Genomic DNA, 12186 nt, shown 5'->3' on the forward strand with positions numbered 1-12186 from the left:
CGAGTTAAAAGTTAGCCTGCCCATGGGTGTCGCGCAATCTGGAAAAATGCTGGTAGAAACCATGATTGTTCGAAAAGTTTCGAACATGCCAGCTTGTTGCGCGTGTTACGAAAGTGGCTAAAGTTGCGGGTTTGAAGTACTGGTTTAAGCTCTGGGGGTGGCTAGTGGGGGTGGCGGGCTGAGCTTGTCGGTGTCGGGGTGGAAAACTGCCATTCACCTGCGACAAGGCCCTGTACTGGACTCGGCTGAAAGCGTTTTGAGCCCCTGTCGGGCAGGGGCCTCTCGAACGGCACTAGAAGGGGAGCTGGCTGCTAAATTTCTGCAGTAGCTGTTGAATTTGTGGCCCGAAAGCGTTGGCCGCACCGATTCCTATACCGATGGCCAGTGCGCCCGCAATGGCATCGATGATCCCCCAGGACTGCGGCTTGGAAGAGAGGGAATCATCAACCGGTGCTTGGTGATCTGCAGCGTCTTCAGCGTTAATAAGGTGGGCTTGAGAGTGATCTGAGGTGGAGTTTAAGGGCAGGCACTCGGCCAGTTCCTCGATGGTATAAAACGTTGAGTCAGCGGAAATAGGCTCACAGCCATCGTGGAACGGGATTTCCTTTTCGTTGTAGAGCATTCGCACGAGGGTCTCGCCGCGATCATTTTGGAATGCGTCCCATTGGATATTCGCGCCCATCGGTGAGACAGAATCACCACGCCATGCGGAGTTATCCCAGCTATATAAATCATCTTCCGGGATCCCCTGCTCGGACCCTGGCAGCTTCAGTAGCGCGGCAAGCGGGATGATGGTCTCGGCGTGACCGAAGCGATAATTAGCCGCTACGTCGCCGCCAGCAGCGCGGTCCTGAACGTTTCTAATCATCTCTTCAAGCAGTGGTTCATAGTTGTCGTAGGCAACCGTCTGCCCCTTGATAGTCGGGCCTTTCTCATAGAAGTCTTCTACGTCAAGCAGGTACGCGAAGGTTGGTCCGCTGGTATCGTCCATGTACTTATCAAAGATCCAGCCCTCCGCTGGGGCCTTTTCCTCATGCTCTAGAGCTGGAGCGATGATGTAAAGGTTGTAGAACTGTAAGGCAGCATCGACGATGCCCTCAACGGATTTATCGTCCTTTTCTCGGGCGGAAAAGTGCACGGAACCATCTGCTAAACCGTCGATAAACTCTGGCGCAAAAATCTTAGCCAGCAAGCTGCGTGCAGCCTGCTGCGACTCTGGCTTGGCGTAGGCCTGCTGTACTTTTTCCTGTAAGGCCTGAGAGTCCTTCCACTCTGTATAGCGCTCATAGGATGCAGCTTTTTTATCCTTGTGTGCGTACATCAAGTCAGGGCGTGCGGCGATGTTAACGTGGCCATCTGTCATTTCATCGCCCAACTGCTCGGCCAGTGCCGGGGATTGTTCCAGTAGACCTTCCCCGAAATTCCACCCAGAGTCATTGGCACGGTCCTCTCCTGAGGAAGTAAAGCTCACCTTGAGGTCATCGTTAGCAATCGATCCCAGTAGTTCCGCATTGCGCTGTGCATTGCGCTTGCCGATGCCCCTGAGCTCTTCTCGTCCCACTTCCGTTAGATTTCCATAACCGGCCTCTTGGCCAGGGCCACCGGATAGCTCTCGGTTTACCGCTATCATGGCCTCTACTTGCGGGATGAGCTTTGTACCGAGCTCGGTGAGCTGATCGCGTTGTTGGGCATACTCCAGCATCTGCTGCGCGAGGTCATCGTATTTAAAGCTTGATAGCCCGCGGGATCCGTGGCGATCTACCGTTGAGGTGTAAATCTGGTGAAACCCACTGGGGGCTTGGGCGTAGCTTGAGCCCTGTGGTTGGTAATGCTGCTTGGTGGAGTAGTAGGTAGCACTTTCGGAAGCTAGAGCTGGTGCGGGTGCGAGGGCACAGCTAAGGGCGGTGAAGAGGGAGAGAGTGCGTGTACGCATATAAAGGTATTCCTTGCTGGAGAGCTTGATAAAAAGACAGCTGACAGCTTAAGGGCCGCATCTTGCGGCCACATGGCATATAGGTAAATTGCAGGAATACTTTTCGGCGCTTTGCGGTGTGTTGGCGGATTCGGGTCCCAGACCCTGCAGCCGCAACGCTGCGTTGAATGATTGTGATTGCGAGCTAGCGGAGGTGCCGAGGCGGAAGGCATAGTAAAAGCGCCGCAGAGGATATCTGCGGCGCTTTAACAAGAAGGAAAGAAGGCTCTTAGAGCTGAATGCCTCGCTCGGCCAGCCATGCCTGTGGGTCAACGGCGTCACCGGAGTTCGGGTGAACCTCGAAGTGGAGGTGGGAACCGGTGGAGAAGCCCATGGACCCCATGCCGGCGATCTTCTGGCCTGCGTGCACGTGCTCGCCCACGGCAACGTCGAGGGTCTGCATGTGGCCGTAGACGGTCATGGTGCCGTCATCGTGGAGGATACGAATCCACTGGCCGTAGCCGGAGGCTGGGCCGGAATCGATAACGGTGCCGTCCATGATGGAGAGGATGGGGGTTCCAATGGCATTGGCGATGTCAACACCCGAGTGGAACGAACCCCAGCGCGGGCCGAAGCCAGAGGTGAAGGCGCCTTCAGCGGGGCGAGCAATGGAAGGGGCGCGAGCGGCAAGGTCCTCGGCGGCGCGGTCAGCGGAAGCTTGGATGGACTTGCTCAGCTGGTCAACCAAGTTGGTGACCGGCTTTGCCTCAGCCACGTTGAGGATCTGTGGTGCAGCATCGGAGGAGCCTTCTGGGGCGTTGTTAACCTCGGAAGTATCAGCGGCAAGCTTGTAGTCAACAGACTGCGTCTTGGTGGTGGTAGCCGCAGTGTTGTCGGACTCAACGTTAGCGGCAGCTGCGCCGCCTACGCCGGCGGTGGACACGGCACCGGCTGCAACGGTCATGACAGCGATACGACCCTTGGTGGTCTGCGAGGTGACAATCTTGCGATGGCGACCGGCGCCACGCTGAACTTTGCTTCGCATTAAATCTTCTTTCGTGTCTTTCACAATCTTCAAAAAGAGCGTTACAGCGTCTTTAGGCTAGTTACGAGATTGTGACCTTCTTGTTACCAACGAGATGTAACAGTAGCGTCTCAAAAAGATAACAGCAAGCCAAAAGTGAATTTTTTCTCGCGCCGGTTTGGAATAAGCCTACATGCAGGCAACTTCTGGAGAATTTTACGCATAGTGCGATATAAATCTCTCAAAGCCAAACCCTCGCGGTAGCCCCGAGGCTGTAATAGTGCACCTGAGGGGCCGGTTGCGGAAGCGTCCCAGTGTGAAATTACTGTGACCAGTGGGGAATAAGGGGGAAAACTTTATTCCATATATATGTCTACAGTAGTTACTGAAGAAGTCCACGGTGATTTTGGAGGCGCCTCGTCGCGCCACCCCGCTACCGCGCGCAAAAGGTGGCAAAGTGGACGCCGATGAACAAAAACACCAGCCCCCAATCTCGGTCAACGCCTCGCCCGCGTAGCCAGGCGCGGGGCCGGACAGTGCAGACAGAGCGCGCCCCTCGTGCACCGCACGCCACCGCGACGCAGAAGCCACATAATTCTGCAGAACGCGTCGCTCGCAAAGCCGGGTCGAAGGCGAAGGCCCGTCGCACGCCGGCCCCGCTGACGAAGGCCGGGCGCATCCGCCAATTATTCATGTCGGCGGCGCTGCCGAATATTATTGTTGTCCTTATTATTGTGGCGCTCGCATTCGGCACGCTTTTGCTTTTCGGCTCACCGCTCGCGTGGCTGCCCACCATCGTGGCGGAAGCGTGGATGGTCTTTAACCTCGCGCCGGTATCTGCGGCCGGGGTGGATCTGTCGTTCCTCCCAGCCTTGCCCGCGCTTATCCTCGCCACGGTGGTGGCGGTGCGCGTGCGTGCCGCGGTAAAACACAAAGTCAGCGTGAAGGACCTGGCTATTCTTGTCGCCTGTGTGGTTGGCGTGCCAGTGGTACTGACCTGCATCGCCTGGGTGATGCTGTGGGATGCCGGCAAGGTCTTCGATGTATCCCCGCCGAACCTCGCTGCTGCGCTTGCCCGGGTCATCGTGGTGCACCTAGCGGCGATGGCGGCCGGCATGGGTACCCGCCTGTGGCGCGCCTTGGCCAAGCGCTATGGTGCCCCGCCGCTGCTTGTTGATGCCGCCCTTATCGCCTTGCGCTATCTCGCCTACCTCGCCATTGGCGCGACCGTGGTCTTCGTGCTCGTCTTCATCGTGAACTTCTCGCGCCAAGGGGAGATGATGGATGAATATCCGTCCATCTCTGGGCTGGGCGTTTTCACCCTCATCCTGTTGAGCTTGCTGTATATTCCCAACGCCATCGTCAGCACCGGGGCAGTGCTTGTTGGTTCGGAGTTTTCGGCGGGGGAGGCACAGGTCAGCCTCTTTAGCACCCACCTTGTTCCGCTGCCGCCGCTGCCTATTACCGGTGGCATCCCGGCATCCTCGCCCGGCTGGGCGGTCGTCTTCATGGTGGTTCCCCTCATCGCGGCGACGATGTCCCTGTATAAAAAACGCCCGTCCTTCCAGAAGGTGCTCGCGGCCACGGTGGCTACCGCGGTCATCATGTTTTTCGCGTGCTATCTGGTTAGCGGCACGCTTGGCTACTACGGTCACACCGGCCCGCACCTGTGGACCGCTGCTGGCCTCGCCGCGCTGTGGATCGCCGTCGTGGGCTTGGCCGTTGCGGCAGCCTTTGCGCTTATGAACTGGCGGGATACCCGCGCAGCTGAAGCGGAGTCGTCGGCGGCGGAGGCCTCCGAAGAGGATTCAGAAGATGCTGCAGAGTCGGCAGAAGATACCGCTTCCGAGGGCACCGCTGACGCAGAGCAGTCTGATGCAGACAAGGCCGAAACCGACGAGGCTGACGGCGACGATGCTGATGCCGATCCGAACGAGATCGAAACGGACGAGGACGAGGATAATTCGGAATCTGGCGACGGTGAGGGCTCCGAGTCAGCAGCGAATGACGCGGACGACGCAGCCGACGACGAAGACGCTGCCGCAGAATCCACGGCAACCGCAGACAACGCCGACGAGGTCATCGAAGGGGAGGTCGTCGAAGACAGCGACGACGGCGATGACGCGGAGAGTACCGCGGGAGATGGTGAGGACGAGGGGGCATCGGCAAGCGGCGAGCGTGAAGCGGCAGCCCCGGCCGAGGATGCAGACCCCGAGATCTTGGAGGGCGAACTCGTGGAAGAATCCGAAGAGAGCGACACAGGCGCGGCAGAAGGCGGCGAAGCAGCACAATCGGAAGCGGCAGATTCTACTGAAAGCGGTAGGAGGGACTAGGCTATAGCGCGTGACTTCACCGATGCCACCACGCGCTACTGCTGCCACTGATCGCCTACGAGTTGTTGTGCTTGTCTCTGGGACGGGCTCGCTTTTGCAAGCCATCTTGGATGCCCAGGATGAGCGCTACCGTGTGGTGAAAGTGGTGGCGGATAAACCATGTCGAGGTATTGAACGCGCCCGAGAACGCGATATCGATACCGAGATCGTGGAAATGGGCGCGGACCGTGCCGAATGGAATACATGTCTGGCTGATGCAGTAGATGCTGCGCAGCCAGACATTGTTGTTTCCGCAGGCTTTATGAAGATTTTGGGGGAAGGGTTCCTCCGCCGCTTCGAAGGCCGCACCATCAATACCCACCCGGCGTTATTGCCTGCGTTTAAGGGCGCGCACGGGGTGCGCGATGCGTTGGAGTATGGCGTGAAGGTCACAGGCTCTACCGTCCATTTCGTGGACGCGGGCGTGGATACCGGCTCCATCATTGCGCAGCGGCCGGTGGCCGTGCGGGCAGACGATGATGAAGGAAGTCTCCACGAACGCATTAAGAAGGTAGAGCGCGAACTCATCGTCGACGTGCTGCGCGCGGCGCAGCCCCGCGGCGAGGAACTTTTTATTCAACTCGCAGACTAAGACTTTTCGAAAGGCTTAATCCTCCTCATGAGCGAAGACCGCAAGCAGGTAAAACGCGCACTCATTAGCGTGTACGACAAGACGGGGCTGGAGGATCTGGCCCGCGCACTCGATAAGGCGGGCGTAGAGATCGTCTCTACCGGCTCCACCGCCAAGAAGATTGCTGACCTGGGAATCGAGGTCACCCCGGTAGAAAAGCTCACCGGTTTCCCCGAGTGCCTGGAAGGCCGTGTGAAGACGCTCCACCCGCGCGTGCACGCCGGGATCCTGGCCGATACCCGCAAGGAAGACCACCTGGCGCAGCTCAACGAGCTTGAGGTAGAGCCCTTCCAGCTCGTCGTGGTCAACCTGTATCCCTTCCAGGAAACGGTAGCCTCCGGCGCGGACTTCGATGGATGCGTGGAGCAGATCGACATCGGTGGACCGTCCATGGTGCGCGCGGCCGCCAAGAATCACCCGTCCGTTGCCGTGGTCGTGGATCCGGCGCGCTATGGCGAGGTGACCCAGGCCGTTGAGGAGGGTGGATTTAGCCTTGACCAGCGCCGTGGGCTCGCCCGCGATGCCTTCCTTCACACCGCTAACTACGATGCGGCGGTCTCCGCATGGTTCGTGGGCCAGCTCAGCGATGGCGAGGAGACCACCTCGCTGCGCTACGGCGAGAATTCCCACCAGGCCGCCACCGTCACCCGGATTGGCACCAAGGGTCTGGCCAATGCCCAGCAGCTCAACGGCAAGGAAATGAGCTACAACAACTACCAGGACGCCGACGCTGCGTGGCGCGCGGCCTGGGACCACGAGCGCCCCTGTGTGGCGATTATCAAGCACACCAACCCCTGTGGCATCGCCGTATCGGACGAGTCCATCGCTGCGGCCCACCGCGCGGCGCACGCCTGCGACCTGATGTCCGCATTCGGCGGGGTTATTGCCGTCAACCGCGAGGTCAGCGTAGAGATGGCCGAGCAGGTCAAGGGCATTTTCACCGAGGTTATCGTCGCACCCGCCTATGAAGATAAGGCGCTGGAGATTCTGCAGTCCAAGAAGAACCTGCGCGTTCTTTTGGCCGAGCCAGAGGAACAAGGCGAGGAGCGCAAGTACATCTCCGGCGGTGTGCTGCGCCAAGAGCCGGATACTTACCAGGCCGAGGGTGATAAGCCCGAAAACTGGACTCTGGCAGCGGGCGAGGCCCTGAGCGACGAGGACTTGGCCCAGCTCGAATTCGCCTGGCGCACGGTGCGCGCGGTCAAGTCCAATGCCATTTTGCTGGCTAAGGACAACGCGACCGTCGGCGTGGGCATGGGCCAAGTTAACCGCGTGGATTCCGCCAAGCTTGCGGTCGAGCGCGCCAATACGCTTGCTGATGCCACCAACCGCACCCAAGGCTCCTTCGCCGCCTCCGATGCCTTCTTCCCCTTCGCCGACGGCTTGCAAGTGCTTCTCGATGCCGGCGTCAAAGCCGTTGTCCAGCCCGGCGGCTCCATCCGCGATGAAGAAGTTATCGAGGCAGCTAAGGCCGCTGGTGTTACGATGTATCTCACCGGAACGCGCCACTTCGCGCACTAGCGATAGCGCCTGACACCTAAGGATTCTGATCATGCTCGCACCAACCCACACCGCACCGAGGCGTACCGCCCCGAGGCGCATGGCGCTCGGCGGCCTAGTTATGGCCGGGGCGCTGTGCCTTAGCGCGTGCGGGCAGGGCGAGCAGGAGACGGAATCAGAGCCGGACATCGCCAAGCAGGAAACGTCGCGCTCTACGGAGAGCGCAGCGGATAGGGCGGATAGCCCTCGCGATGCCGCAGAGAAGGCCGAGGCTACGCCGGCCGATGCCCAGCCAGATGCCCCAGCCGATGCCAATGCTGGAGCCGGAGCTGGTGACGGTGAGTTGGCGTCGGCCGGCGACCTGCAGCGCGAACTCGACCGCATCGCCGCCAACTACGGGAATGTAGGCATCGCGGTATCGGATGGCAACACCACCGTTGCCGCCGGGCGCACCGCGCCCGAAACCGCCTGGTCCACCTCCAAGGTGCCGGTGCTCATCGCCGCCCATCGCGCAGGGCTTATCGGCCCGGATGTGGTGACATCTGCGATTACCTATTCCAATAATGAAGCGGCGCAATCCGCCTGGGACGCACTCGGCGGCGGCGCACAAGCCGCCCAGGCCGCGCAACAGGTATTAGCTGAGGCCGGCGATACCACCACCCAGGTACAAAGCCAGGTCACCCGCCCGGAATTTAGCGCCTTCGGGCAAACGCAGTGGAGCGTGGGCGACCAAGCCGCGTTCATGGCGAAGCTGCGCTGCGTCAACGGTGCCGAGCCCATCCTCACCGCGATGTCTACTCCCGACCCCGCCCAAAGCTATGGCCTGCGCAACCTAGAGGGTGCCGCCCTTAAAGGTGGCTGGGGCCCAGATACCGCGGGCGGCTATGATGTGCGGCAGATGGGTCTTGCCACCATCGGCGGCCGAGAGGTGGCGGTAGCGCTCATCGCCTCGGCCCCCGATGGTCAATACGCCTCCGCCCAACCAATACTTTCGGGCATGGCGCTCGATCTTTCCAAGGCCGATATTGCCTGGCCCACCCCAGCTTGTTAGCCCCACTTCCGGCTTATGAGAAAGGACTTATCATGCCGCACTTTCAATTAACTTTTCGTGTGCGTTGGGGATTGCACCTCGGCGTAGTAGCGACCGCGGGCATCGTTTTAAGCGCCTGTAGCAGTAGCACGGATGGGAATCAGCCCGACTTTTCCGGCGATGGCGGTATGACCACCGTCGAAAGCACGACGGAGACTTCCACCGAAGAAACCTCGACGGCAACAAAGTCCCCGGAAACCCAAGACAAAGAACCACCCGTGGTCACGGTGACCGAGACCGAACAAGAACAGGCACAGCCGCCGAAGACCACTAATGGCGGCGGAGGCGACTTCATCGACGGCCTGGGTGAATACGGCTGGACCGATATTAATACCTACGCCGATTGTCACCGTTTTGAGCGCGTCGTCTTCGCCGGTAAAGGCCCAGACGGGAGGGCCATTGTCTGCGAAAACACGGGAGGAACGCTGACCTACCGGTCCACCATCTTCGGCGGCGAATTTACCGGATCCATCATTGGCCAAGACGGCGGTAACTACTACGTGGATGCCTCGCCCTCGACCATCGTTGTAACCCCCAGCGGGATTAGCGTGCGCGAGGGCGGCGGGTTGGCCGCAACGGCGGACTTTACCGATTCCTGGCAACGTTAACCACTGGTTAGTGGTTAACGATTCCACAAGGAAGTGGTTAGCGAGACTTTTTCTTCTTGCGGTCTGCAGCAGCCGCCGCAGCCGCAGAGATCGAGTCATTGCGGTTCTTTAGTAACTCCAGCGTCATGGCTTCCGCGTTCTCGGGGACGGTGGCGCCGAGGACTGCAAGGGCGGCATCGGCAAGCATGGCAGCGGTCTCCGGAACCGACTGGGCCGCTGCATAGGGAGGCGTGCCATCATTGGGGCGCATCTCGATGACAGATAGTGCGATGTGGAAAGGCAATTCGATACGCGGGTCCGCGTCTCCCACAATGGCAGCGGCGGTGGTACGGAAGTGGCTCTGCAGCCGTTCGCGAGAGCTGTGGTACTCCGAAAACTCCGGCGAATTGGCCACCGGCAACTGGTACAACCGGCCGACGTTCCAACCACTGGTGAGCAAAAGGCGCGATTCCGCGGCGACCAAGGACCACAGGCGCTGCTCCGGCTCGGCATCAGAATCCACCAGCTCATCGGCTAGCTCCAGCGAAGGCTCAATGGTGGAATTAAGCAGCGCGAGGAAAATCTCCGTCTTGGAGGGAAAGTGGTAGTACAGCGATGCCTGACGTATGCCCACCGCGTCCGCGATTTGGTGAGTCGACGTTGTGGCAAAGCCCTGGGTGGTAAATAACTCTGAGGAGGCGTCCAAAATCTCTTCCCGGGCGCTATTGCCTCTGCGGCGGGGGCTATGTTTACGCGGCCTACCGACGTTTCCTGACATGCGGCGGACGCCTCCTTTCTCTCAGCAGAAAATGCTTTTACTCAACAACTCTACAGCCCTGTAGCCCGCTGGCGCGGACCGCATGCGTGGCAGAAGAACTTTGTGGCGATTCTAATTCGCGCCATCCGCGGTGCGTCGGGAGATGGACTCGAAGGTCGCAGACACCATGCGGCAGGCCGTTCCGTAGGCCGTGCGCTCCAGCGGTGGCAGGTCTTGCAGAATGGATTCGCGGCCGTGCACATTATCGAACCAGCGCCGCATTTCTACCGAATAGCCCGTGCGCCATGCAAGGTCCAAGGTCTCTGTGTCCTCTGTTGTGAGCATCCCGCGCTCTTGGCCAATGGCGAGGCGATCGACCGTGGGGCGCGGTCCCGGTGCCGCCCAGCGCGCAATCGCGGCGATGGGGGATAACAGCATGGACTTGATATCCACGGCCGCGCTGCGATCGGGCAAACCGCCAACGCGCTGCAGAAGCGGCGGGCGCTGGGCCAAGGCCTCCTCCAATAAGGCCTGCTCGCCGCCGCGGCCTAAAGGCAGGCCGGCATCGACGCGCGCTGCCATGGAATCGGCTGCTTGATGTACCTCTAGCCCGACATCGCGAAAAACGGACTCCAAATCGCCGTCTTCTCCCATCCACTCGATGGACATGCTGGGCAGCTGATCACCGCGCGCGGCCGCGCCGGTTAACCGGATATCCGCGTCCACGCCCGGTGCGCGCACGATATCTGTCAGCAGCCGCGAAAACCAATTGGCTAATTCAATCTCATCGTCCTGGTGTGCTACCGCATTGCGCAAGACATCTTGTGCCTCCGCCAATAAGCCGCGAGCGGTTGCCCGGGACTGGCAATGGGGAGCAAGCTCCGAAAGATCGAGAAGGGATTGATGCAGGGCCATACAGTCACTGCCTTTCACTCATTGCAAAGCGGTGCGCATCTAAAAGTTGTGCGGCGCAGGATTGCTATAAATGTAACACTTATGCAATAGCACAGTAGCGCTTGGGGGAGCGTGCGGCGGGTGCGTCGCGTCCGGGACTGGAGGCGTGCGTGGAGGAGCTGTGCGGGTGGTGTTGCCGCGAGGTGGAGCGCGCTTGCGGTGTAGCGCTCGAAAAGACCCCAAAACGACTTTCGCCGCCTCACCTCGAAAGGTAGGCGGCGAAAGTTTATGGTTCTTTTACCGTGTCACACTTGCCAGCGGCAAAAGTGCGCTGTTGATACCCAGCTACTGTTTAGCGGGTGGTGAACGGCAGGAGAGCCATTTCGCGTGCGTTCTTGACTGCGGTAGCAACCTGACGCTGCTGCTGCGGGGTCAAGCCGGTGACGCGACGGGAACGGATCTTGTGGCGATCCGAGATGAATAGACGCAGAGTCTTGGTGTCCTTGTAGTCCACCTTCTCAATGCCCTCAGCCTTCAAAGGGTTCTTCTTCGGGCGACGGCTCTGCTCCATACGGAACTTCTTTTGGTTATTGCGCTTATTAGCCATTGTGCAATTACCCCTTTACCAGCTGGACTTGCGAACGCCCGGCAGCTCACCACGGTGAGCCATGCCGCGCATACGGACACGGGACAGGCCGAACTTGCGGAGGTAACCGCGCGGACGGCCATCGGCTGCGTCGCGGTTACGAACGCGGGCTGGGGAAGCGTCACGGGGCTGGCGGTTCAGCTCGAACTGAGCCTCCAAACGCTCCTCATCCGGGGTGTTCGGGTTCTTGATGATCTTCTTGAGCTCAGCGCGACGCTCCGCGTAGCGGGCGACGATTTCCTTGCGCTGCTCGTTCTTAGCGATCTTGGACTTCTTAGCCATGAATTATCGCTCCTCGCGGAATTCGACGTGCTTGCGGGCGATCGGATCGAACTTCTTCAGGGAGATGCGATCCGGGTTATTGCGCTTGTTCTTACGGGTCACGTAGGTGTAACCGGTGCCCGCAGTGGACTTCAGCTTGATGATTGGGCGAATATCGTTACGTGCCATACTTAAATCTTCTCCCCACGTGCGCGGATCTTGGCAACAACGGACTCGATGCCGTCGCGGTCAATGATCTTCATACCCTTGGTGGAAACATTCAGAGTAATGGTACGGCCCTCAGAGGGCAGGTAGTAGCGACGACGCTGCACGTTGGGGTTCCAACGGCGCGAAGTGCGGCGGTGCGAGTGCGAGACCTGCTTGCCGAATTCCGGCTTGCGGCCCGTTACCTGGCAAATAGCCGACATGGGTCTTCTTTCTCCTAGCCGCCCACATCGTGGCTATAAACGACTACGTGCCGACTGCCGTGTGAGGGTGGCAGTGCTCAAAAA

Annotated in this window: 13 protein-coding genes; 5 read left to right on the forward strand and 8 right to left on the reverse strand. The window is 59.8% G+C overall.

The genetic code is table 11. The features are described 5' to 3' along the window. Positions 1-292: 292 nt before the first annotated feature. Positions 293-1933 carry a histidine-type phosphatase gene (locus ACLI1O_RS03845; RefSeq protein ID WP_239269200.1) on the reverse strand — a complete coding sequence of 547 codons (1641 nt, stop codon included), beginning with the start codon at positions 1931-1933 and terminating at the stop codon, positions 293-295. Positions 1934-2201: 268 nt separating this feature from the next. Next, complete coding sequence (locus ACLI1O_RS03850; protein WP_239269199.1) at positions 2202-2957, reverse strand: M23 family metallopeptidase; 756 nt, start codon at positions 2955-2957, stop codon at positions 2202-2204. 515 nt (positions 2958-3472) lie between these two features. On the opposite strand from ACLI1O_RS03850, the gene ACLI1O_RS03855 reads away from it, so the two are divergent. The 5 genes from ACLI1O_RS03855 to ACLI1O_RS03875 are packed head-to-tail and all read left to right on the forward strand — an operon-like array spanning position 3473 to position 9137. After that, on the forward strand, positions 3473-5269 hold the full coding sequence (locus tag ACLI1O_RS03855) for a DUF6350 family protein (RefSeq protein ID WP_239269198.1): 1797 nt from the start codon (positions 3473-3475) through the stop codon (positions 5267-5269). A gap of 22 nt (positions 5270-5291) precedes the next feature. Further along, the gene (gene purN, locus ACLI1O_RS03860; protein ID WP_239269241.1) at positions 5292-5900 is read left to right on the forward strand and encodes a phosphoribosylglycinamide formyltransferase; all 609 of its coding nucleotides are present in this window, start codon (positions 5292-5294) and stop codon (positions 5898-5900) included. 27 nt (positions 5901-5927) lie between these two features. Continuing rightward, positions 5928-7460, forward strand: coding sequence for a bifunctional phosphoribosylaminoimidazolecarboxamide formyltransferase/IMP cyclohydrolase (gene purH / locus ACLI1O_RS03865; RefSeq protein ID WP_239269197.1), 1533 nt, complete (start codon positions 5928-5930; stop codon positions 7458-7460). A 31-nt stretch (positions 7461-7491) separates the two neighbouring features. After that, complete coding sequence (locus ACLI1O_RS03870; protein ID WP_239269196.1) at positions 7492-8490, forward strand: hypothetical protein; 999 nt, start codon at positions 7492-7494, stop codon at positions 8488-8490. Between the two features lie 32 nt (positions 8491-8522). Beyond that, positions 8523-9137, forward strand: a complete 615-nt coding sequence (locus ACLI1O_RS03875) for a hypothetical protein (protein WP_239269195.1) — start codon at positions 8523-8525, stop codon at positions 9135-9137. 37 nt (positions 9138-9174) lie between these two features. On the opposite strand, the gene ACLI1O_RS03880 is transcribed toward ACLI1O_RS03875, so the two are convergent. From ACLI1O_RS03880 to rpmB, 6 genes are all read right to left on the reverse strand, one after another. Then, complete coding sequence (locus ACLI1O_RS03880) at positions 9175-9894, reverse strand: TetR/AcrR family transcriptional regulator (protein WP_239269194.1); 720 nt, start codon at positions 9892-9894, stop codon at positions 9175-9177. Positions 9895-10005: 111 nt separating this feature from the next. After that, positions 10006-10788 carry a putative nucleotidyltransferase substrate binding domain-containing protein gene (locus tag ACLI1O_RS03885; RefSeq protein ID WP_239269193.1) on the reverse strand — a complete coding sequence of 261 codons (783 nt, stop codon included), beginning with the start codon at positions 10786-10788 and terminating at the stop codon, positions 10006-10008. A 331-nt stretch (positions 10789-11119) separates the two neighbouring features. Then, positions 11120-11374 carry a 30S ribosomal protein S18 gene (rpsR, locus tag ACLI1O_RS03890; RefSeq protein WP_005279904.1) on the reverse strand — a complete coding sequence of 85 codons (255 nt, stop codon included), beginning with the start codon at positions 11372-11374 and terminating at the stop codon, positions 11120-11122. Between the two features lie 15 nt (positions 11375-11389). Beyond that, complete coding sequence (gene rpsN / locus ACLI1O_RS03895; RefSeq protein WP_005279906.1) at positions 11390-11695, reverse strand: 30S ribosomal protein S14; 306 nt, start codon at positions 11693-11695, stop codon at positions 11390-11392. Positions 11696-11698: 3 nt separating this feature from the next. Further along, on the reverse strand, positions 11699-11863 hold the full coding sequence (gene rpmG, locus ACLI1O_RS03900) for a 50S ribosomal protein L33 (protein WP_023025964.1): 165 nt from the start codon (positions 11861-11863) through the stop codon (positions 11699-11701). Between the two features lie 2 nt (positions 11864-11865). Then, on the reverse strand, positions 11866-12102 hold the full coding sequence (gene rpmB, locus ACLI1O_RS03905; RefSeq protein ID WP_005279911.1) for a 50S ribosomal protein L28: 237 nt from the start codon (positions 12100-12102) through the stop codon (positions 11866-11868). Positions 12103-12186: the final 84 nt, after the last annotated feature.

Origin of the sequence: Corynebacterium sp. LaCa78 (genome assembly GCF_046717505.1) — a bacterium.
In the GTDB taxonomy this organism is placed as follows: Bacteria; Actinomycetota; Actinomycetes; order Mycobacteriales; family Mycobacteriaceae; genus Corynebacterium.

Bases quoted from the DNA above. Each gene is read 5' to 3' on its own strand.
- ACLI1O_RS03880 (WP_239269194.1), bottom strand. From the start codon at position 9,894: ATGTCAGGAAACGTCGGTAGGCCGCGTAAACATAGCCCCCGCCGCAGA.
- rpmB (WP_005279911.1), bottom strand. From the start codon at position 12,102: ATGTCGGCTATTTGCCAGGTAACGGGCCGCAAGCCGGAATTCGGCAAG.
- rpsN (WP_005279906.1), bottom strand. From the start codon at position 11,695: ATGGCTAAGAAGTCCAAGATCGCTAAGAACGAGCAGCGCAAGGAAATC.
- ACLI1O_RS03845 (WP_239269200.1), bottom strand. From the start codon at position 1,933: ATGCGTACACGCACTCTCTCCCTCTTCACCGCCCTTAGCTGTGCCCTC.
- purH (WP_239269197.1), top strand. From the start codon at position 5,928: ATGAGCGAAGACCGCAAGCAGGTAAAACGCGCACTCATTAGCGTGTAC.
- ACLI1O_RS03875 (WP_239269195.1), top strand. From the start codon at position 8,523: ATGCCGCACTTTCAATTAACTTTTCGTGTGCGTTGGGGATTGCACCTC.
- ACLI1O_RS03885 (WP_239269193.1), bottom strand. From the start codon at position 10,788: ATGGCCCTGCATCAATCCCTTCTCGATCTTTCGGAGCTTGCTCCCCAT.
- ACLI1O_RS03850 (WP_239269199.1), bottom strand. From the start codon at position 2,957: ATGCGAAGCAAAGTTCAGCGTGGCGCCGGTCGCCATCGCAAGATTGTC.
- purN (WP_239269241.1), top strand. From the start codon at position 5,292: ATGCCACCACGCGCTACTGCTGCCACTGATCGCCTACGAGTTGTTGTG.
- rpsR (WP_005279904.1), bottom strand. From the start codon at position 11,374: ATGGCTAATAAGCGCAATAACCAAAAGAAGTTCCGTATGGAGCAGAGC.
- rpmG (WP_023025964.1), bottom strand. From the start codon at position 11,863: ATGGCACGTAACGATATTCGCCCAATCATCAAGCTGAAGTCCACTGCG.
- ACLI1O_RS03870 (WP_239269196.1), top strand. From the start codon at position 7,492: ATGCTCGCACCAACCCACACCGCACCGAGGCGTACCGCCCCGAGGCGC.